Source organism: Comamonas sp. MYb396 (assembly GCF_037479555.1).
GTDB lineage: Bacteria > Pseudomonadota > Gammaproteobacteria > Burkholderiales > Burkholderiaceae_C > Comamonas.
In genome coordinates this window covers 586804-606540 of record NZ_JBBGYU010000001.1, presented here as the reverse complement: position 1 = coordinate 606540, position 19737 = coordinate 586804, and the positions used below count along the sequence as shown (strand labels likewise).

Annotated in this window: 19 protein-coding genes; all 19 read left to right on the top strand. The window is 62.8% G+C overall.

Features of this window, described 5'->3' with window-relative positions:
- Positions 1 to 6: 6 nt before the first annotated feature.
- The gene (pyrH, locus tag WH265_RS02885) at positions 7 to 726 is read left to right on the top strand and encodes a UMP kinase (RefSeq protein ID WP_312986498.1); all 720 of its coding nucleotides are present in this window, start codon (positions 7 to 9) and stop codon (positions 724 to 726) included.
- A 49-nt stretch (positions 727 to 775) separates the two neighbouring features.
- Positions 776 to 1336 carry a ribosome recycling factor gene (gene frr, locus WH265_RS02880; protein WP_021026558.1) on the top strand — a complete coding sequence of 187 codons (561 nt, stop codon included), beginning with the start codon at positions 776 to 778 and terminating at the stop codon, positions 1334 to 1336.
- Positions 1337 to 1363: 27 nt separating this feature from the next.
- The gene (gene uppS, locus WH265_RS02875; RefSeq protein ID WP_339519912.1) at positions 1364 to 2077 is read left to right on the top strand and encodes a polyprenyl diphosphate synthase; all 714 of its coding nucleotides are present in this window, start codon (positions 1364 to 1366) and stop codon (positions 2075 to 2077) included.
- Positions 2078 to 2138: 61 nt separating this feature from the next.
- Positions 2139 to 2993, top strand: a complete 855-nt coding sequence (locus WH265_RS02870) for a phosphatidate cytidylyltransferase (RefSeq protein WP_339557252.1) — start codon at positions 2139 to 2141, stop codon at positions 2991 to 2993.
- An 8-nt stretch (positions 2994 to 3001) separates the two neighbouring features.
- Positions 3002 to 4180: a 1-deoxy-D-xylulose-5-phosphate reductoisomerase gene (gene ispC / locus WH265_RS02865; RefSeq protein ID WP_021026561.1), complete on the top strand. Its 1179-nt coding sequence runs from the start codon at positions 3002 to 3004 to the stop codon at positions 4178 to 4180.
- A gap of 55 nt (positions 4181 to 4235) precedes the next feature.
- Positions 4236 to 5597 carry an RIP metalloprotease RseP gene (gene rseP, locus WH265_RS02860; RefSeq protein WP_339536545.1) on the top strand — a complete coding sequence of 454 codons (1362 nt, stop codon included), beginning with the start codon at positions 4236 to 4238 and terminating at the stop codon, positions 5595 to 5597.
- A gap of 104 nt (positions 5598 to 5701) precedes the next feature.
- Positions 5702 to 7942 (top strand): outer membrane protein assembly factor BamA, encoded by a 2241-nt coding sequence (gene bamA / locus WH265_RS02855; RefSeq protein WP_373604917.1) that lies wholly within the window; start codon positions 5702 to 5704, stop codon positions 7940 to 7942.
- Complete coding sequence (locus tag WH265_RS02850; RefSeq protein ID WP_339557251.1) at positions 7942 to 8463, top strand: OmpH family outer membrane protein; 522 nt, start codon at positions 7942 to 7944, stop codon at positions 8461 to 8463. The genes bamA and WH265_RS02850 overlap by 1 nt, the downstream gene beginning before the upstream one ends.
- A gap of 13 nt (positions 8464 to 8476) precedes the next feature.
- Positions 8477 to 9463 carry a UDP-3-O-(3-hydroxymyristoyl)glucosamine N-acyltransferase gene (gene lpxD / locus WH265_RS02845; RefSeq protein WP_339557250.1) on the top strand — a complete coding sequence of 329 codons (987 nt, stop codon included), beginning with the start codon at positions 8477 to 8479 and terminating at the stop codon, positions 9461 to 9463.
- A 12-nt stretch (positions 9464 to 9475) separates the two neighbouring features.
- The gene (gene fabZ, locus WH265_RS02840; protein WP_021026566.1) at positions 9476 to 9916 is read left to right on the top strand and encodes a 3-hydroxyacyl-ACP dehydratase FabZ; all 441 of its coding nucleotides are present in this window, start codon (positions 9476 to 9478) and stop codon (positions 9914 to 9916) included.
- A 6-nt stretch (positions 9917 to 9922) separates the two neighbouring features.
- Positions 9923 to 10723 (top strand): acyl-ACP--UDP-N-acetylglucosamine O-acyltransferase, encoded by an 801-nt coding sequence (gene lpxA, locus WH265_RS02835; protein ID WP_021026567.1) that lies wholly within the window; start codon positions 9923 to 9925, stop codon positions 10721 to 10723.
- Positions 10723 to 11904, top strand: a complete 1182-nt coding sequence (gene lpxB / locus WH265_RS02830; protein ID WP_339557249.1) for a lipid-A-disaccharide synthase — start codon at positions 10723 to 10725, stop codon at positions 11902 to 11904. The genes lpxA and lpxB overlap by 1 nt, the downstream gene beginning before the upstream one ends.
- Positions 11876 to 12511, top strand: coding sequence for a ribonuclease HII (rnhB, locus tag WH265_RS02825; protein WP_027010822.1), 636 nt, complete (start codon positions 11876 to 11878; stop codon positions 12509 to 12511). Before lpxB ends, rnhB begins: the two co-directional genes overlap by 29 nt.
- A 51-nt stretch (positions 12512 to 12562) precedes the next feature.
- Positions 12563 to 13351: a TrmH family RNA methyltransferase gene (locus tag WH265_RS02820; protein WP_339557248.1), complete on the top strand. Its 789-nt coding sequence runs from the start codon at positions 12563 to 12565 to the stop codon at positions 13349 to 13351.
- A gap of 307 nt (positions 13352 to 13658) precedes the next feature.
- Complete coding sequence (carA, locus tag WH265_RS02815; RefSeq protein ID WP_021026571.1) at positions 13659 to 14846, top strand: glutamine-hydrolyzing carbamoyl-phosphate synthase small subunit; 1188 nt, start codon at positions 13659 to 13661, stop codon at positions 14844 to 14846.
- A gap of 61 nt (positions 14847 to 14907) precedes the next feature.
- Positions 14908 to 15267 (top strand): hypothetical protein, encoded by a 360-nt coding sequence (locus WH265_RS02810; RefSeq protein ID WP_027010823.1) that lies wholly within the window; start codon positions 14908 to 14910, stop codon positions 15265 to 15267.
- Positions 15268 to 15332: 65 nt separating this feature from the next.
- A complete protein-coding gene (carB, locus tag WH265_RS02805) occupies positions 15333 to 18581 on the top strand; it encodes a carbamoyl-phosphate synthase large subunit (RefSeq protein WP_339557247.1) in 3249 nt (1082 codons plus the stop codon).
- A 183-nt stretch (positions 18582 to 18764) separates the two neighbouring features.
- The gene (gene greA, locus WH265_RS02800) at positions 18765 to 19241 is read left to right on the top strand and encodes a transcription elongation factor GreA (RefSeq protein ID WP_027010824.1); all 477 of its coding nucleotides are present in this window, start codon (positions 18765 to 18767) and stop codon (positions 19239 to 19241) included.
- Between the two features lie 30 nt (positions 19242 to 19271).
- Positions 19272 to 19691, top strand: coding sequence for a DUF4149 domain-containing protein (locus tag WH265_RS02795; RefSeq protein WP_021026575.1), 420 nt, complete (start codon positions 19272 to 19274; stop codon positions 19689 to 19691).
- Positions 19692 to 19737 lie beyond the last annotated feature (46 nt).

Genomic DNA, 19737 nt, shown 5'->3' with positions numbered 1-19737 from the left:
TCCACCATGTCCCAAAGCCCTGCCCACAAGCGCATTCTTCTCAAACTCTCCGGTGAAGCTCTGATGGGGGATGATGCTTTTGGCATCAACCGCGCAACCATTGTGCGGATGGTCGAGGAGATTGCCGAGGTGACTCGGCTGGGCGTGCAGGTCGCTGTCGTGATCGGTGGCGGCAATATTTTCCGCGGCGTGGCCGGCGGCTCGGTCGGCATGGACCGTGCCACTGCCGATTACATGGGCATGCTCGCGACGGTGATGAATGCGCTGGCGCTGGCCGATGCGATGGACAAGCAGGGCCTGACGGCCCGTGTGATGTCGGCCATCGGCATCGAGCAGGTGGTCGAGCCCTATGTGCGCCCCAAGGCGCTGCAGTACCTCGAAGAGGGCAAGGTCGTGGTGTTTGCTGCAGGTACGGGCAACCCTTTCTTCACCACCGATACCGCAGCGGCGCTGCGCGGTGCTGAAATTGGCGCAGAATTGGTGCTCAAGGCCACCAAGGTCGACGGTGTCTACACGGCCGATCCAATGAAGGATCCCAATGCCACGCTCTACACCAAGCTGAGTTTTGATGAGGCGATGAGCCGCAACCTGGGCATCATGGATGCGACGGCCTTCGCCCTGTGCCGTGATCAGAAACTGCCCATCCGTGTATTCTCCATCGTCAAGAGTGGCGCGCTCAAGCGCGTGGTGATGGGCGAAGAAGAGGGCACGCTGGTCTACGCCTGATGGGCGGCTGGCGTGTGCAAGTGCAGAATGTGGTAGTTAGGAGTTGACAATGACAGTCGCAGAAATCAAGAAGAATCTCGAAGGCAAGATGGACCAATCGATTGCCGCGTTCAAAAACAACCTGACCAAGATCCGCACCGGCCGCGCCAATCCCGCGCTGCTGGACACCATCCAGGTTGATTACTACGGCTCGATGATGCCGCTGTCGCAAGTGGCCAATGTCGCCTTGATCGACAGCCGCACCATCAGCGTGACGCCTTGGGAAAAGGCCATGGCGGCCAAGGTGGAAAAGGCCATCCGCGAAAGCGACCTGGGCCTGAACCCGGCCTCGATGGGTGACCTGATCCGCGTGCCGATGCCGCCGATGAGCGAAGAGCGCCGCAAGGAAATGACCAAGCTGGTCAAGGCCGAAGGCGAGAACGCCAAGATAGCCATCCGCAACCTGCGCCGCGATGCCAATGAAGGCGTCAAGAAGCTGGTCAAGGACAAGGAAGCATCGGAAGACGACCAAAAGCGCTCGGAAGCCGAGGTGCAGAAGATCACCGACAAGCACATCCAGCTGATCGACCAGCTGGTGGTCGAGAAAGAAAAAGACATCATGGCGGTCTGATCCAGGTCTGGATCTGTTTTTCCGCGCATGACTGCTGCTGCAATACCGCACCACATTGCCATCGTGATGGATGGCAATGGCCGGTGGGCCAAACGCCGTTTTCTGCCACGCCTGGCAGGCCACAAGCAAGGGGTGGACTCGCTGCGCCGCTGCGCCAAGGCCTGTGCCGAGCGCGGCGTCAAGGTGCTCACCGTGTTTGCCTTTTCTTCCGAGAACTGGAACCGGCCGACCGACGAGGTCGATGGCCTGATGAACCTGCTGGCCGGCGCACTGGCCAAGGAGGTGCCATCGCTGGCCCGTGACGGCATCCGTTTGTTCTTTGTCGGTGACCGCGCCTCTCTGTCTGCCAAGGTGCAGGCGGGTCTGGCACAAGCCGAACAGGCCACGGCCCACAACGACCGCATGGTGCTCAACGTCTGCTTCAACTACGGCGGCCGCTGGGACATTGCCCAGGCGGCAGCCAAGCTGGCCGCTGCGGGCCAGGCCATCACCGAAGTGGCCCTCAACGATGCCATGGCCCTGGCCCATGTGCCCGACCCCGATCTGCTGATCCGAACCGGTGGCGAGATGCGCATCAGCAATTTTCTGCTGTGGCAATCGGCCTATTCGGAGCTGTATTTCAGTGACAAGTGGTGGCCTGATTTTGACGAACAGGCCCTGGACGAAGCGATAGCCGAATTCCAGCGGCGCGAACGCCGCTTTGGCAAGACGTCCGAGCAACTGGTCCAGTCCCCCTCGTAGTGCCCCTGCCCGCTGATGCCTGCCGCTGTAGGCATCAGTTTTCTTTTTTCAGGAGATCCATTTGCTCAAACAACGCATCATCACGGCCATTGTTCTCCTGCTGATTCTGGTGCCCGCCATCGTCGCGGGCAATCCGGTTCCCTTTGCTGCGTTGATGCTGTTGGCCGTGGTCGCCGCGGCCTGGGAGTGGGGGCGCCTCAATGGCCTGCAAGGCATGGCCGCCTACGGCCTGGGGGCTGTCGCGTTGCTGCTGTGCGGCGCTGCCTGGGCCATGGGCTGGACGCAGGCTGCGCTGCCCGCTGTCTGGCTGGTGGCTGGTGCCGCCTGGGTGCTGCTGGCTGCCTTCTTGCTCAAGGGCGGGGTGCCTGGCTGGGCGCCCATTCCGCGCGCGCTGCGCCTGGTGGTGGGTGTGCTGGCGCTGTGGGTGGCCTGGCTGGCGATTGCACAGGCCAAGTGGATGGGCGTGAATTTTCTGCTGTCGGTCTTTGCCCTGGTGTGGATGGCCGACATTGGCGCGTACTTTGCAGGCCGCCAGTTCGGTCTGCGTTTTACCAAGAACAAGCTTGCGCCGGCCATCAGTCCGGGCAAAAGCTGGGAAGGCGTCTGGGGCGGCGCGCTGGGCGTGCTGCTGATGGCCTTGGTGTGGAGTTGGGCAGACCGCCATTTTGGCGCGCAGGTGCCCAGCTTCTACAGCCGGCTCTGGGATTTTTCGCCCTGGCTGATGGTGCTGTCCTGCGTGTTTCTGGCCGGCATGAGCGTGGCCGGCGACCTGGTGGAGTCCCTCGTCAAGCGCAGCGCCGGCATGAAGGACAGCAGCCATCTGCTGCCCGGCCATGGTGGCGTACTCGACCGCATCGATGCCATCTTGCCGACGGTGCCGCTGGCGCTGATGCTGCTGCAATTTTTGGATAAGTGAACCTCGCGATGACCATGCAAGTTACCGTGCTCGGATCGACGGGCTCGATCGGAACCAATACGCTCGATGTGGTGGCGCGCCACCCCGACCTCTACCGCGTTTTTGCGCTGAGCGCGCATTCGCGCGTGGACCTGATGCTCGCGCAGTGCCTGCAGTTCCAGCCGCGCTATGCGGTGATGACCGGCGCTGCGGCTGCCGCCCAGTTGCGCGCAGGCCTGCAAGCGGCAGGCAGCCGGGTCGAAGTGCTCGAAGGCGAGGCGGCGCTGGAGATGGTGGCCTCCCACAGTGATGTGCATGCGGTGATGGCGGCCATTGTGGGCGCCGCCGGCCTGCGCCCTGCGATGGCAGCGGCCAAGGCCGGCAAGCGCTTGATGCTGGCCAACAAGGAGGCCTTGGTGGTCGGTGGCCAGCTCTTCATGGATGCGGTGGCCGACGGCGGCGCGACCTTGCTGCCCATCGACAGCGAGCATTCGGCCATCTTCCAGTGCCTGCCCGAAGACCCTGCGGTCTGGCCCCAGCGCGTGGACCACATCATCCTGACGGCCTCGGGCGGTCCGTTCCGCACCCGTGAGCCATCGAGCCTGCGTGATGTGACGCCGCAGCAGGCGGGCAACCACCCCAACTTTGCGATGGGCCGCAAGATCTCGATCGACTCGGCGACGATGATGAACAAGGCGCTGGAGGTGATCGAGGCGCGCTGGCTGTTCAACCTGCAGCCCGAGCAGATCAAGGTGGTGATCCATCCGCAGCAGATCGTGCATTCGATGGTGCAGTTCTGCGATGCCTCGGTGCTGGCCCAGCTGGGGACGCCCGATATGCGCGTGCCGATCGCCTGTGGCCTGGCCTGGCCCGAGCGCGTGGCCAGTGGCGCGGCGCCACTGGATTTTGTCAAGCTCTCGGCGCTGACCTTTGAAGAGGCCGATGCAACACGCTTTCCTGGCCTGCACCTGTCCTGGCAGGCGCTGCGTGCGCCCCATGGCACGACCACGGTGCTCAATGCCGCCAACGAAGTGGCCGTCGCCGCTTTTCTGGACGGCCGTATGCGCTTTGACCAGATCTACCAGGTCAATGCGCAGGCACTCGAAGGCGTGCAGCCGCAGGCGCCGGACAGCATCGATGCGCTGCTGGCGCTCGATGCCGAGGTGCGTGCCTATGCCGAAGGCCTTATTTCGGAGCTGGCCGTTTGACAGGGCTATTGTCCGGCTCAGTAGAATCGCGTTTTTCATAGCAAGGGCTTGAGCAATGTTGACCGTTGTTGCATTTGTCGTTGCGCTGGCCGTTTTGATCGCCGTGCACGAATATGGCCACTACCGCGTGGCCGTGGCTTGCGGCGTGAAAGTGCTGCGTTTCTCGCTGGGGTTCGGCCGCCCCCTGCTGCGCTGGAAGAAAAAAGGCGCAGACACCGAATTCGTCATCAGCGCCATTCCGCTGGGCGGCTATGTGCGCATGCTCGATGAGCGTGAGGCGCCGGTTGCCGCGCATGAGCGCCATCTGGCCTTCAATGTGCAGCCGCTGCGCTCGCGCGCGGCCATCGTGGCCGCAGGGCCGCTGGCGAATCTGCTGCTGGCCGTGCTGCTCTACGCCTGTGTGAACTGGGTGGGTGTGCGCGAGCCCGCGGCCATTGTCGGCACGCCACCGGCTGCCAGCATGCTGGCCCAGGCGGGCATGCAAGGCGGTGAAGAAATTGTGTCCATGGGTTTCCCCGATGCGGAGCCAGAAGCGGTGCGTTCGCTTGACGACCTGCGCTGGTTTGTGGCGCAGGCTGCGCTGGGTGGCAAGGATGTGGTGCTGAGCGCCCGCCCGGGTGCTGGCGCAGCTGAGCGCAGCTACCGCTTGCCGCTGTCAAGCATCGATGCCCGTGAGGCCGATGCCAAGCTGGTCGAAAAAATTGGATTGACCCATCCCTGGACTGATGCCGTGCTGGGCGACTTTGAGGCGGGCAGTGCAGCGGCCCAGTCGGCGCTGCGCAAGGGCGACAAGGTGCTGTCCATCGATGGCCAGCGCGTGGGCGATGGCGGCGAGCTGCGCCGCATGATTCGCGCATCGGGCGAGCAGGGCGTGCCTGCCTTGCAGGACTGGCTGGTGTCGCGCAACGGCGCGCAGCTGCATGTGCCGGTGCAGCTCGCGCAGAGCGAGGACAAGGGCAGCAAGATCGGCCGCCTGGGCGCCTTCATCGGCGCGCCGCCTGCGATGGTGGATGTGCGCTATGGCCCCTGGGAAGGCCTTGCCCGGGGTGCGCAAAAGACCTGGGAAGTCTCGGCGCTGACGGTCAAGATGATGGCCAAGATGGTCATCGGCCAGGCCTCGCTGCAGAACATCAGCGGGCCGCTGACGATTGCCGAATACGCGGGCAAATCTGCCGAGGTCGGCCTCACCCAATACCTGGCCTTTTTGGCCCTGATCAGCGTCAGTCTGGGCGTGCTCAATCTGCTGCCGCTGCCGGTGCTCGATGGCGGTCACCTGATGTATTATCTTTGGGAGGCTGTCACTGGCAAGCCACCCACCCTGCAATGGATGGAGCGCTTGCAAAAAGGCGGTATAGCCGTTTTGCTGCTCATGATGTGCATTGCGTTCTTTAACGATTTGTCTCGGCTCTTGGGCTGACTTTCTTGCCCCTGCTGCATAATGAGCGGCTCTGGTTGCTATCACAAATGACATATTCCATCCCTTCTTCGCTTCTTCGCAAGACCACGGCTGCAGCTGCGTTGATGCTGCTTGCCAAGCTGTCGTGGGCTTTGGACCCATTCACTATCCAGGACATTCGTGTGGAAGGCCTGCAGCGCGTAGAGCCGGGCACCATCTTCGCGTCCATGCCTTTGCATGTGGGCGATGACTACAACGACGAAAAGGGATCGGCAGCCATTCGCTCCTTGTTCGCGCTGGGCCTGTTCAAGGACGTGCGCCTGGAAGCCAATGGCAATGTGCTGGTCGTGGTGGTGGAAGAGCGCCCCACCATTGCCAACGTCGACTTCCTGGGCACCAAGGAGTTCGACAAGGACGCGATGAAAAAGGCCATGCGGGATGTGGGCCTGACCGAGGGCCGTCCTTACGACAAGGCGCTGACCGACCGCGCCGAGCAAGAGCTCAAGCGCCAGTACATCAACAAGAGCCTGTATGCGGCCGAGGTGGTGACCACGGTCACGCCTATCGAGCGCAACCGCGTGAACCTGACCTTCACCGTCACCGAAGGCGATGCGGCCAAGATCAAGGAAATCCACATCAGCGGGAACAAGGACTTCAAGGAATCGACCTTGACCGACCTGTTCGACCAGGACACCGGCGGCTGGCTCAGCTGGTACACCAAGAGCGACCGCTACTCCAGCTCCAAGTTCAATGCCGACCTGGAGACGCTCAAGTCCTACTACCTCTCGCGTGGCTACCTGGAGTTCCGCATCGAGTCGACCGAAGTGTCGATCTCGCCGGACAAGGAGCGCATCTCGATCAACCTGCAGATCCATGAAGGCCCCAAGTACGTGGTCTCGGGCGTCAAGCTCGAAGGCAACTACCTGGAGCGCGAGGACGAGTTCAAGTCGCTGATCTCGATCAAGCCCGGTGAGCCCTACAACGCCGACCGCGTGACCGAGACCACCAAGCGCTTTACCGACCACTTCGGCAGCTTTGGCTATGCGTTCTCGCGCGTGGAAGCGGTGCCTGAGATCGACCGCGAGAACAACCGCGTCGAGCTGGTGCTCAAGGCCGAGCCATCGCGCCGCGCCTATGTACGCCGCGTGAACGTGGCTGGCAACAACCGCACGCGTGATGAAGTGGTGCGCCGCGAAGTGCGCCAGTACGAAGCGTCCTGGTACGACTCGGACAAGATCAAGCTCTCGCGCGACCGCGTCGACCGCCTGGGCTTCTTCAACGATGTCGCGATCGACACCCAAGAGGTACCCGGCGCGCCCGACCAGGTTGACGTCAACGTCACCGTGCAGGAAAAGCCCACCGGCTCGCTGCAGCTGGGTGCGGGTTACTCCAGCGCTGAAAAGGTCTCGCTGACCTTTGGTATCAAGCAGGAAAACGTCTTTGGCTCGGGCAACTACCTGGGTATCGATGTCAACACCAGCAAGTACCACCGCACCCTGGTGGTGAGCACGACCGACCCGTACTTCACGCCGGACGGTATCTCGCGTACCTACGACATGTACTACCGTACCGACCGTCCTTATGACGAGCAGGGCGGCAACTACCAGATCGTGACCACCGGTGCCAGCGTGCGCTTTGGTATTCCGTTCAGCGAACTCGACACCATCTATGTCGGCGGCGGCTTGGAAAACACCCGCATCAAGCTGGGTACCAACATGCCGGCGGCCTACCTGGATTACGCCACCCGCTACGGCGACACGAGCCTGAACTTTCCGCTGACCCTGGGTTGGTCGCGCGACAGCCGTGACAGCGCACTGGCGCCCAATTCGGGCCGCTTCCAGAAGCTGAACTCGGAATGGTCGCTGTTTGGTGATGCCCGCTATCTGAAGGGCAACTACCAGATCCAGCAGTACCTGCCGCTGAACAAGCGCTACACCATTGCGCTGAACGGCGAGGCCGGCTGGGGCAAGGGCATGGGCGGCAAGGTCTTCCCCGTGTTCAAGAACTACTTCTCCGGTGGTCTGGGCTCGGTGCGCGGCTTTGAGCAAAACACCCTCGGTCCCCGTGACGTGACCGGCGCGACGCTGGGCGGCTCCAAGAAGGTCACCTTGAACGCCGAGTTCATTGGCCCGATGCCCGGCACCGGCAATGACCGCACCTTCCGCTGGTTTGCCTTTGTGGACGCGGGCAATGTCTGGGGTGACGAGCAGGATTTGAAACTGAATGAAATGCGTGCGTCTGCAGGTATCGGGTTGAGCTGGATTTCCCCACTGGGACCGCTGCGTTTGGCGTATGCTCAGCCATTTCGCAAATTCACAGGCGATAAAATCCAGAAATTGCAATTCCAAATCGGAACATCTTTCTAATGAAAACCGTATCTCGTTCTTTCCCATTGCTGGTATTGGCAGCAGCGCTGTCCTTTGGCGCTGCAGCGCAGGCCCAAGAGTTCAAGGCAGGTTTTGTCAATACAGATCGCATCTTCCGCGAAGCCAACGCCGCCAAGGCTGCGCAAACCAAGCTGGAGTCCGAGTTCTCCAAGCGTGAAAAGGACCTGCTGGACCAGGGCAATGCCCTGAAGACCGCTGGCGAAAAGTTCGAGCGTGACGCGCCAACGCTGTCCGAGAGCCAGCGCGTGACGCGCCAGCGTCAGCTGGTGGACCAGGACCGTGAATTCCAGCGCAAGCGCCGCGAATTCCAGGAAGACCTCAGCGCCCGCAAGAGCGAAGAGCTGTCCCAGGTGCTCGAGCGTGCCAACAAGGTCGTCAAGCAAGTGGCCGAGCAGGAAAAGTACGATGTGGTGCTGCAAGAAGCGGTCTACATCAACCCCAAGTTCGACATCACCGAAAAGGTTCTGAAGGCCCTGAACGCTTCTGCCCCTGCCAAGTAAGACAGAGGTACGCGTGAGCCTGCAGCTAGTTCAGATCATTGAGGTCCTGGGAGGGGCGCTTCGGCAAGGAGATCCAGCGATGGAGATCCAGGCGATTGCCTCGCTCGAAGATGCCGGTCCGCAGGACTTCAGTTTTCTCAGCAACCCCAAGCTGCAGGCCCAGATGCTGGCCTCCAAGGCCGGCTGCATCGCCGTCAGTGCGCAGATGCAGGAGCAGGCGCGCCAGCGTGGCGGCGCCTTCCTGGTGGTGGACAACCCCTACCTCTACTTTGCGCGGCTGACGCAGCTGTGGCGCAAGCACCATGCGATACGCCCGGTGCCCGCCGGTATCCACCCCTCTGCGGTGGTGGAAGAGGGTGCCATCGTGCACCCTTCTGCGTCCATTGGGCCGCTGTGCCATGTGGCCAGCGGGGCCGTCATCGGTGCCGATTCGGTGCTGACCTCGCGCGTGACCGTCGGGGCCGACTGCGTGCTGGGCGAGCGTGTGCTGGTGCAGCCCGGTGCGGTCATCGGCGGCGACGGCTTTGGCTTTGCCAATGAGGGCGGGCGCTGGATCAAGATTGAGCAACTGGGTGGTGTGCAGATCGGCGATGATGTCGAGATCGGCTCGAACACCTGCATTGATCGCGGAGCGCTGCGCGACACGATCATTGCCAATGGCGTGAAGATCGACAACCAGGTGCAGATCGGCCATAACGTCGAGATTGGTGAGCATTCGGCCATGGCCGGCTGCGTCGGCATCGCCGGAAGCGCCAAAATCGGACGCCAATGCACGATTGGAGGGGCTGGAATGATTCTGGGCCACCTGGAAATCGCCGACAATGTACATATTTCGGCGGCCACCGTGGTCAGTCGCTCGATCAGGCAGCCCGGTCAGTACACCGGCTTCTTCCCCATCGACGACAATGGCAGCTGGGAAAAGAACGCCGCTACCCTAAAACATCTCCATGCGTTGAGGGACCGAATCAAGGCCTTGGAGCAAACTCAGAAAAACGGCTAAGCCGAGTTCACAATGATGGATATTCAAGCAATTCTCAAGCAGCTGCCTCACCGCTACCCCTTCTTGCTGGTGGATCGCGTGCAAGAGCTTGAGCGCAACACCCGCATCAAGGCAATCAAGAACGTCACCTTCAATGAGCCGTTCTTTACCGGTCACTTCCCGGGCCGCCCTGTGATGCCTGGTGTGCTGATCCTGGAAGCCCTGGCGCAGGCCGCTGGCCTGCTGGCCTTTGATGCCATGGGCCAGGTGCCCGATGAAAACAATATCTACTACTTCGTCGGTATCGACTCGGCGCGCTTCAAGCGCCCGGTGGTGCCGGGAGACCAGCTGGTGCTGGAGATCACCATTGACCGCGTGCGCGGCGGTATCTGGAAGTTCAATGCCGTGGCCAGCGTGGAAGGCGAAGTCGCCGCAGAAGCACAGCTGATGTGCACCATGCGCCACGTGGAATAACGGTAGATGACGGCGGTCAGTCCCATCCACCCCACGGCGATCGTTGACCCTGCGGCCCAGTTGCACCCCACGGTGTCAGTTGGGCCGTACGCAGTTATTGGCCCCCAGGTTTGCATTGGCGCCCACACCAAGGTGGGGACGCACTGCGTGATCGAGGGTATCACCACGATCGGTGAATCCAATGTGATCCATTCGCATGCTGCTCTGGGCGGCGTGCCGCAGGACAAGAAATACGCAGGCGAGCCGACTCGGCTGGAGATTGGTGACCGCAACACCATTCGCGAGTTCTGCACCTTCAACACCGGCACCGCCCAGGATGGCGGCGTAACCCGTGTCGGCGACGACAACTGGATCATGGCCTATGTGCATATTGCCCATGACTGCCAGGTCGGCAACCAGACCATCCTGGCCAACAATGCCACCTTGGCCGGTCATGTGCATGTGGCCGACTGGGCCATCATCGGCGGTCTGTCGGGCGTGCACCAGTTCACCAAGGTCGGTGCCCATGTGATGGCCGGTTTTGCCAGCCATATCAGCCAGGATGTGCCGCCGTTCTGCATGGTCGACGGCCACCCGCTGGCGGTGCGCGGTCTCAACCTGGAAGGCCTGCGCCGGCGCGGTTTCAGTGCCGAGCGCCTGGCGGTCATCAAGCAGGCCTACCGGCTGCTGTACCGCAGCGGCCTGACCTTGCAGGCGGCCGTTGAAGCGCTGGACAACCTGCAGGGCAGCTGCGAGGCCGAAGCCCAGGCCGATGTGCAGCTGATGCTCGACTTTCTGCAGCAATCCAAGCGCGGCATCGTGCGCTGATGGCTGTGCCTGCCGTCATGGACCCGCAGCAAGAGATGTTTTTGGCCATGGTGGCCGGCGAGACCTCGGGCGACCTGCTCGCTGGCCTGGTGCTGCAGGGCCTGGCTATGGATTTTCCCGGCATGCGCTCGGCCGGTATTGGCGGCCCCCGCATGGCCCAGGCCGGCTTTGAGGCCTGGTGGCCCAGCGAGCGCCTGGCGGTGCATGGCTACAGCGCCGAGCTGGTACGCCGCATCTGGGGTATTTTGCGCATCCGCAAGCAGTTGGTGCAGCGTTTGACGGCAGAGCCGCCCCGGTTGTTTGTCGGCGTCGATGCACCCGATTTCAACCTGGGTGTCGAAGAGCGCCTGCGCGCCCAGGGCATCAAGACCGTGCACTTTGTCTGCCCCTCGATCTGGGCCTGGCGCCCTGAGCGGGTCGAGAAGATCCGCCGCTCGGCCGACCATGTGCTGTGCATTTTCCCGTTTGAGCCCGCGTTGCTGGCCCAGCACGGCATTGCCGGCACCTATGTGGGCCATCCGCTGGCCAATGTGATCCCGCTGCAGCCCAACCGTGCAGCGGCACGCCAGCAGCTGGGCTTGCCGCTGGAGGGCGAAGTGCTGGCCGTGCTGCCGGGCAGCCGCGCCTCGGAAGTCAGCTACATCGCCAAGCCATTCTTTCTGGCCGCCGCGCGCCTTTTGCAGGCGCGACCTTCGCTTACAATCGTCGTCCCTGCCGTTCCGGCTTTGCGCGCACGCATTGATGCGCTGGCTGCTGAATGCGGGATATTGGAGCGCATCCGGGTACTGGATGGCCAGTCGCATCTGGCGCTGGAGGCCTGTGACTGCACCTTGATCGCCAGCGGTACCGCCACCTTGGAGGCGGCGCTGTTCAAGCGGCCCATGGTCATCAGCTACCACATGCATGCCATCAGCTGGCGTTTGATGCGCCGCAAGCAGCTGCAGCCCTGGGTGGGCCTGCCCAATATCCTGTGCCAAGACTTTGTCGTGCCCGAACTCCTGCAAGAGGCGGCGACGCCAGAAGCCTTGGCCGAGGCAGTGGCGCAATGGTTGGACGCGCCACGCCTTGATCCAGCACGCCTGGCCCAGTTGGAGCAGCGTTTTCATGACCTGCACCTGGAACTGCGCAGGGATACCCCAAAGCTTGCTGCCGATGCCATCCAAAAAATTCTCTCTGCCTGACCAGGCCTCCTTGCCTTGGCATCCGCCGGGCTTGGTTGCGGGTGTGGATGAGGCAGGGCGGGGCCCCTTGGCGGGCCCGGTGGTGGCGGCAGCGGTCATTCTGGATGAGCGCTCGCCCATTGCCGGGCTGGCCGATTCGAAGAAGCTCACGGCGCGCGCCCGCGAGCGCCTCTATGACGAGATCTGCGGCAAGGCACTGTGCTGCTCGATTGCACAGGCCTCCGTCGAAGAGGTCGATGGCCTCAATATCCTGCAAGCCACGATGCTGGCCATGCAGCGCGCGGTCAACGGCCTGCGTCTCAAGCCCGTGCGCGTGCTGGTCGATGGCAACCGCATTCCGCGCCTGGAGATGCCGGCTGAGGCCATCGTCAAAGGCGATGCGCTGGTGCAGGCCATCTCGGCGGCATCGATCCTGGCCAAGGTGCACCGGGACCGCTGGTGCCAGGACATCGACCGGCTCTACCCGCAGTACGGCTTTGCCGCGCACAAGGGCTATGGCACCGCCGTGCACCTGGCGGCGCTGCAGAGCTTTGGCGCCTGCCCGGAGCACCGGCGTTCGTTCTCTCCGGTGGCCCAGGCAATGGCCTTGGTCAAGACGGGCGCCTAAACCTCCGCCCTCGCTGTTTGCAGGCGCCAAGCCTGCGCAAAGGAATCATCTGTGTCCCCTGCTGCGCATCCTCCCGTTTTTATCCAGTCGCGTGACAATGCCTTGGTCAAGGATTTGCGCCGTTTGATGGAAGAGGGTGCGGCCTACCGCAAGCAGGGGCGCTACTGGATCGAGGGCGACCACCTCTGCCGCGCAGCGCTGACGCGTGGCGTCAAGCCGGCGGTGGCTGTGTTCTCCGAAAAATTCTGGCAGTCGCCAGAGAACGTCTATGCCCATGCGGCCGCTCGCAACATCGTCATCGACACGGCCTTGTTGGCCAGCCTCAGCCCGCTGCCATCGCCGGCGCCCTTCGGCTTTTTGATGGACCTGCCCACGCAGCAGGCGGGTATCCAGCCCGGCGTGGCGGCGGTGGTGCTTGACCGTGTGCAGGATGCCGGCAATGTGGGCTCCATCTTGCGCAGTGCCTCGGCTTTTGGTTTTGGCCAGGTGATTGCGCTCAAGGGATCGGCTGCGCTGTGGAGCGGCAAGGTGCTGCGTGCCGGCATGGGCGCGCATTTTGCGCTGCACCTGGTCGAGAATGCCTCGCAGGACGATGTGCTGGCCTTGCAGCAGCCGCTGCTGGTCACCAGCTCGCACCAGGGCGACTGGCTGCACCGCGCCGCCTTGCCCTGGCCTTGCACCTGGGTCATGGGCCATGAGGGGCAGGGCGTGTCCGAGCCCTTGCAGGCGGCGGCCCACCAGCACATCCGTATCACCCAGCCTGGAGGGGAGGAGTCGCTCAACGTGGGCGCGGCAGCGGCCATTTGCCTGCATGCCAGCGCGGCAGCGCGCGCCGATTGATGCGGCTGCAGCGGGCACTGGGGTAGGCTCCGCCAGTAATAACGAGTATGCGCATTGCGTAATTTTGCTGTTGCAACTACGCTCTGCGTTGGTATGCTTCTGCGCAGAGTGTGTAATTTTTAGCGATTTGACCCTCAAATCATCCCCTGCCTCCACTCAGATTGCAGCTTGCACGCTACAATGGGTGGCTTTCAAGTAATCACGTCGCCCGGCTGCACTCAAAGCAATCTCTCATACGCACAGTCTTCGCGGTGATCCTCAGGGACACCACAGACTCCGGGCGACCCGTAACCATCCGGAGAACCCAGTGTTTTTGTCTCAACAGAGCGCGTTTCCTCCCGCCATCCTGGCGCTCGCAGACGGCACGGTCTTTATTGGCAACTCAATCGGTGCGCAAGGCACCACGACCGGCGAAGTGGTGTTCAACACCGCGATGACCGGTTACCAGGAAATCCTCACCGACCCCAGCTACTGCCAGCAGATCGTGACACTCACGTATCCGCACATCGGCAACTACGGGATCAATGCGGAAGATATTGAGTCCGACAAAGTCTTTGCTGCTGGCCTGATCATCAAGAATCTGCCACTGCTGGCCAGCAATTTCCGAAGCACGGAAACCTTGTCGGAATACCTGGTCCGGAGCAAGACGGTCTCCATCGCCAACATCGATACCCGCAAGCTCACCCGCCTGCTGCGCGACAAGGGTGCGCAAAACGGCGCCATCGTGGGTCTGGCCGCTGGCGAGCAGGTCTCGCAGGCGCGCATCGACGAAGCCATCGCCGCCGCCCAGGCCGCGCCCAGCATGAAGGGTCTGGACCTGGCCAAGGTGGTCAGCGTCTCGCAGTCCTACGAATGGGTGCAGACCGAGTGGCAACTGGCGCGCGCCGATGGCACGCCCGGCTACGGCAAGCTGCAGGACCATGCCTTCCACGTGGTCGCCTATGACTACGGCGTCAAGAAGAACATCCTGCGCATGCTGGCCGAGCGCGGCTGCCGCGTGACGGTGGTGCCCGCCCAGACGCCTGCGGCCGAAGTGCTCAAGTACCAGCCCGATGGCGTCTTCCTGTCCAACGGCCCTGGCGACCCGGAGCCCTGCGACTACGCGATCGACGCTGCGCGCACCATCATGGACAGTGGCGTGCCGACCTTTGGCATCTGCCTGGGCCACCAGATCATGGCGCTGGCCTGCGGTGCCAAGACCTTCAAGATGCAAAACAGCCACCACGGTGCCAACCATCCGGTCAAGGATCTGGACTCGGGCCGCGTCTGCATCACCAGCCAGAACCATGGCTTTGCCGTGGACCTGGACACCTTGCCGGCCAACACCCGTGCCACGCATGTGAGCCTGTTCGATGGCACCTTGCAGGGCATGGAGCGCACCGACCGCCCGGCCTTCTGCTTCCAGGGCCACCCCGAAGCCTCACCAGGCCCGCATGACGTGTCGTACCTCTTCGACCGTTTTGTGAACCTGATGCGCGAGCACAAGAAGGCCTGATGCCAGGCGCCTGTTGCCCGCGCCCGAACCTGCACACGATGAACCCAAGGAATCTGCTGCCGTGAAACTGTTTTCTTTTCCTGTCGCCACCTTAGAGAAAGCGATCAGCAAACGCATCATGACCTTGCCTGCCGAGCACAAGGAATGGTTCATGGCGCGCTGGCAGCAAAAGCCCTACAAGAAATCGTTCCTCGACAACAAGGCCTTGCCGCTGGTGACCATCGTGTCCAAGTGCAAGACCATGACGGACGAGGAATTCGACCAGGTGATGGCCGAGTGGGACGCCAAGTTCTACGAAGCCGAGGCGCAGGTTCTGCGCCCCATGGTGCAAGGGGATGGCCTGCTGCAGCTGATGCAAAAGAGCCTGCCCGAGGCCCGTGTCCTGGCCATTTTGAACAAATTAGATACCGATCGCGTATAAAACCAGCGCTGGGCGGCTGCCCACCAGGACAGCCAGCCAGCGCGCGCGACTGCAAGGCGAGCCTCATGTCTAAACGCACCGATCTCAAAAGCATTCTCATCATTGGCGCTGGCCCGATCATCATCGGCCAGGCCTGCGAATTCGACTACTCCGGCGTGCAAGCCTGCAAGGCGCTGCGCGAGGAGGGCTACAAGGTCATCCTGATCAACAGCAACCCTGCGACGATCATGACCGACCCGGCCACAGCCGATGTCACCTATATCGAGCCCATCACCTGGCAGACGGTCGAGAAGATCATCGCCAAGGAGCGCCCCGACGCCATCCTGCCGACCATGGGTGGCCAGACCGCGCTGAACTGCGCGCTGGACCTGTGGAAGAACGGCGTGCTCGACAAGTACAAGGTCGAGCTGATCGGCGCCAAGCCCGAAGCCATCGACAAGGCCGAAGACCGTCTCAAGTTCAAGGACGCGATGACCAAGATCGGGCTGGGTTCGGCCCGCTCGGGCATCGCGCACAGCATGGACGAGGCTTGGGATGTGCAGCGCCAGGTGGGCTTCCCCACCGTGATCCGCCCCAGCTTCACGCTGGGCGGCACCGGTGGCGGCATTGCCTACAACCCCGAAGAATTCGAAGTCATCTGCAAGCGCGGTCTGGAGGCATCGCCCACCAACGAGCTGCTGATCGAAGAATCGCTGCTGGGCTGGAAAGAGTACGAGATGGAAGTGGTGCGCGACACCGCCGACAACTGCATCATCGTCTGCTCGATCGAGAACCTGGACCCGATGGGCGTGCACACCGGTGACTCGATCACCGTGGCCCCTGCCCAGACCCTGACCGACAAGGAATACCAGATCCTGCGCAATGCCTCGCTGGCCGTGCTGCGCGAGATCGGTGTGGATACCGGTGGCTCCAATGTGCAGTTCTCGATCAACCCCAAGGACGGCCGCATGGTCGTCATCGAGATGAACCCGCGCGTCTCGCGTTCGTCGGCGCTGGCCTCCAAGGCCACGGGTTTCCCGATTGCCAAGATCGCCGCCAAGCTGGCCGTGGGCTTCACCTTGGACGAGTTGAAGAACGACATCACCGGCGGCAAGACCCCCGCGTCGTTCGAGCCGACCATCGACTACGTGGTCACCAAGATCCCGCGTTTCGCCTTCGAGAAATTCCCGACGGCCGACAACCGCCTGACCACGCAGATGAAGTCCGTGGGTGAAGTGATGGCCATGGGCCGAACCTTCCAGGAGTCCTTCCAGAAAGCGCTGCGCGGCCTGGAAGTGGGCGTGGACGGCATGAACGAAAAGACCCAGGACCGCGAGATCCTGGAAAAGGAGCTGGGCGAGCCCGGTCCCGACCGTATATGGTATGTGGGCGATGCCTTTGCCGCCGGCTGGTCGCTCGATGAAGTGCACAACATCACCAAGATCGACAAATGGTTCCTGGTGCAGATCGAGGAGATCGTCAAGCTCGAGTTGGCACTGGACAAGCACACCGAAGCCCAGGGCGACGACAAGGCGCTGGCCGCACTGTCGGCCGATGATCTGCGCAGCCTCAAGCAAAAGGGCTTCTCCGACCGCCGCCTGGCCAAGCTGCTGCACACGAGCGACAAGGCCGTGCGCGAAGCGCGCCATGCGCTGAATGTGCGCCCCGTGTTCAAGCGGGTGGACACCTGCGCGGCCGAGTTCTCGACCAACACGGCCTATATGTACTCGACCTACGACGAAGAGTGCGAAGCCCAGCCCAGCGACAAGAAAAAGATCATGGTGCTCGGTGGCGGCCCCAACCGCATCGGCCAGGGCATCGAGTTCGACTACTGCTGCGTGCATGCAGCGCTCGCGATGCGCGAGGATGGTTATGAAACCATCATGGTCAACTGCAACCCCGAGACCGTCTCGACCGACTACGACACCTCGGACCGCCTCTATTTCGAGCCCGTGACCCTGGAAGACGTGCTGGAGATCGTGGCCGTTGAAAAGCCCGTGGGCGTGATCGTGCAGTACGGCGGCCAGACGCCGTTGAAGCTGGCCCTGGCGCTGGAAGAGGCCGGTGTGCCCATCGTCGGCACCACGCCGGACATGATCGACGCGGCCGAAGACCGCGAGCGTTTCCAGCAGATGCTGCAGACGCTGAACCTGCGCCAACCGCCCAACGCCACCGCGCGTACCGAGGCGCAGGCGATGGAGCACGCCCGCGAGCTGGGCTACCCGCTGGTGGTGCGTCCCAGCTACGTGCTGGGCGGCCGCGCGATGGAGATCGTGCACGAAGAGCGTGACCTGGAGCGCTACATGCGTGAAGCGGTCAAGGTCTCCAACGACTCGCCCGTGCTGCTGGACCACTTCCTGTCCAACGCCATCGAGTGCGATGTGGACTGCGTGCGTGACCGCACCGGCAAGGTGTTCATCGGCGGCGTGATGGAGCACATCGAGCAAGCGGGCGTGCACTCCGGTGACTCGGCCTGCTCGCTGCCGCCTTACTACCTGAGCAAGGCGACGGTCGACGAGATCAAGCGCCAGACCGCAGCCATGGCCGAAGGCCTGAACGTGGTGGGCCTGATGAACGTGCAGTTCGCGATCCAGGAGCGCGACGGCAAGGACATCATCTATGTGCTGGAAGTGAATCCTCGCGCATCGCGTACCGTGCCTTTTGTCTCCAAGGCCACCGGCATCCAGCTGGCCAAGGTGGCCGCACGCTGCATGGTGGGCGACACGCTCGAAGAGCAGGGCATCACCCAGGAAGTGACGCCACCGTACTTCAGCGTCAAGGAAGCGGTGTTTCCCTTCGTCAAGTTCCCCGGTGTGGACACCATCCTCGGCCCCGAGATGAAGTCCACCGGTGAGGTGATGGGTGTGGGCAAGACCTTCGGCGAAGCCTATGTCAAGAGCCAGCTGGGTGCAGGCACCAAGCTGCCCCGCTCGGGCAAGGTGTTCCTGACCGTGAAGAACGCCGACAAGCCACGCGCCGTGCAGATTGCCAAGGAGCTGGCGAGCATGGGCTTCCAGCTCTGCGCCACCCGTGGCACTGCGGCTGCGATTGCCGATGCCGGTATCGAGGTGCAAACGGTCAACAAGGTGACCGAGGGCCGCCCCCACATCGTGGACATGATCAAGAACAATGAAATTGCGATGGTCATCAACACCGTGGAAGAGCGCCGCAACGCCATTGCCGACTCGCGTGCGATCCGCACCAGTGCTTTGCTCGCCCGCGTGACCACCTTCACGACCATCTTTGGTGCCGAGGCCGCTGTCGAAGGCCTGCGCAACATGGATGACCTGGAGGTGTACTCGGTGCAGGAGCTGCACGCCAGCTTGCAGCACTGATCGCATCGCCGTTGGCCGATTTTTGTTGCAAGGCTCAAAAATCGGCATAATAGAGACTGCCTCGCAACCGCCGCGCTCCCCAGCGCGGCGGTTTGCTTTTGAACCCCCGCCGCATAGCAGGCGGATGATGTCTATCAGATGCCAGCCACAGCGCTGGCATCGCGACTGTTTGTGGAGACCGAGATGGCCACTATCCCCATTACCAAGCGCGGTGCAGAAAAGCTCAAAGAAGAGCTGCAACGCCTCAAGACCGTGGATCGTCCCGGCGTCATCGCGGCCATTGCGGAAGCTCGCTCGCATGGCGATCTGAGCGAAAACGCCGAATACGATGCGGCCAAAGACCGCCAAGGCTTTATCGAAGGCCGTATCCAGGAAGTGGAGGCCAAACTGTCGGCCGCCCAGATCATCGACCCCTCGCAGCTCGACGCGGGCGGCAAGGTGGTGTTTGGTGCGACCGTTGACCTGGCCGATGAGGACAGCGGCGATCCGGTGACCTACCAGATCGTCGGCGAAGACGAGGCCGACCTGAAGCAGGGCCTGATCAATGTCTCCAGCCCGATTGCCCGCGCGCTGATCGGCAAGGAAGAGGGCGACACCGCCGTCGTGCAGGCCCCCGGTGGCGAGCGCCGCTACGAAGTCGTGGCCGTGCGCTACCTCTAAAGCGATCGGCCACTGCGCACCCAGCCCGCGATGAAAAACCGTCTGCCCGTTTTCGCAGCCGCCCTGTGGTGGGGCAGCCTGTCGGCCATCGGCTTCATGGCCGTGCCGATGCTGTTTGCCAACCTGCCGCAGGCATCGATGGCGGGCTTCATGGCCGCCAAGCTGTTTGCAGCGCAGACCTGGGTGTCGCTGGCCTGCGGCCTGGTGCTGCTGGTGCTGGCCAAGGACAAGGCCAGCAACACCATCGAGCCCTGGGCGCGCGCGGCACTGGGCTTTGTGCTGGCCGGCATGCTGATGGCGCTGGTCGTGCAGTACGGCATCTCGCCCAAGATCGTGCAGCGCGAGAACCTCAAGCTCTGGCACGGCCTGGGCACCTTGCTGTATGCGCTGCAGTGGCTGTGCGCGGCCCTTGTGCTGTGGCGGACATCCGCACCCGCACCACGGGCTTGATCTGGCCCAAGGCGATTGCCCGCCGCCGCGCTACACTGGGCGGGCC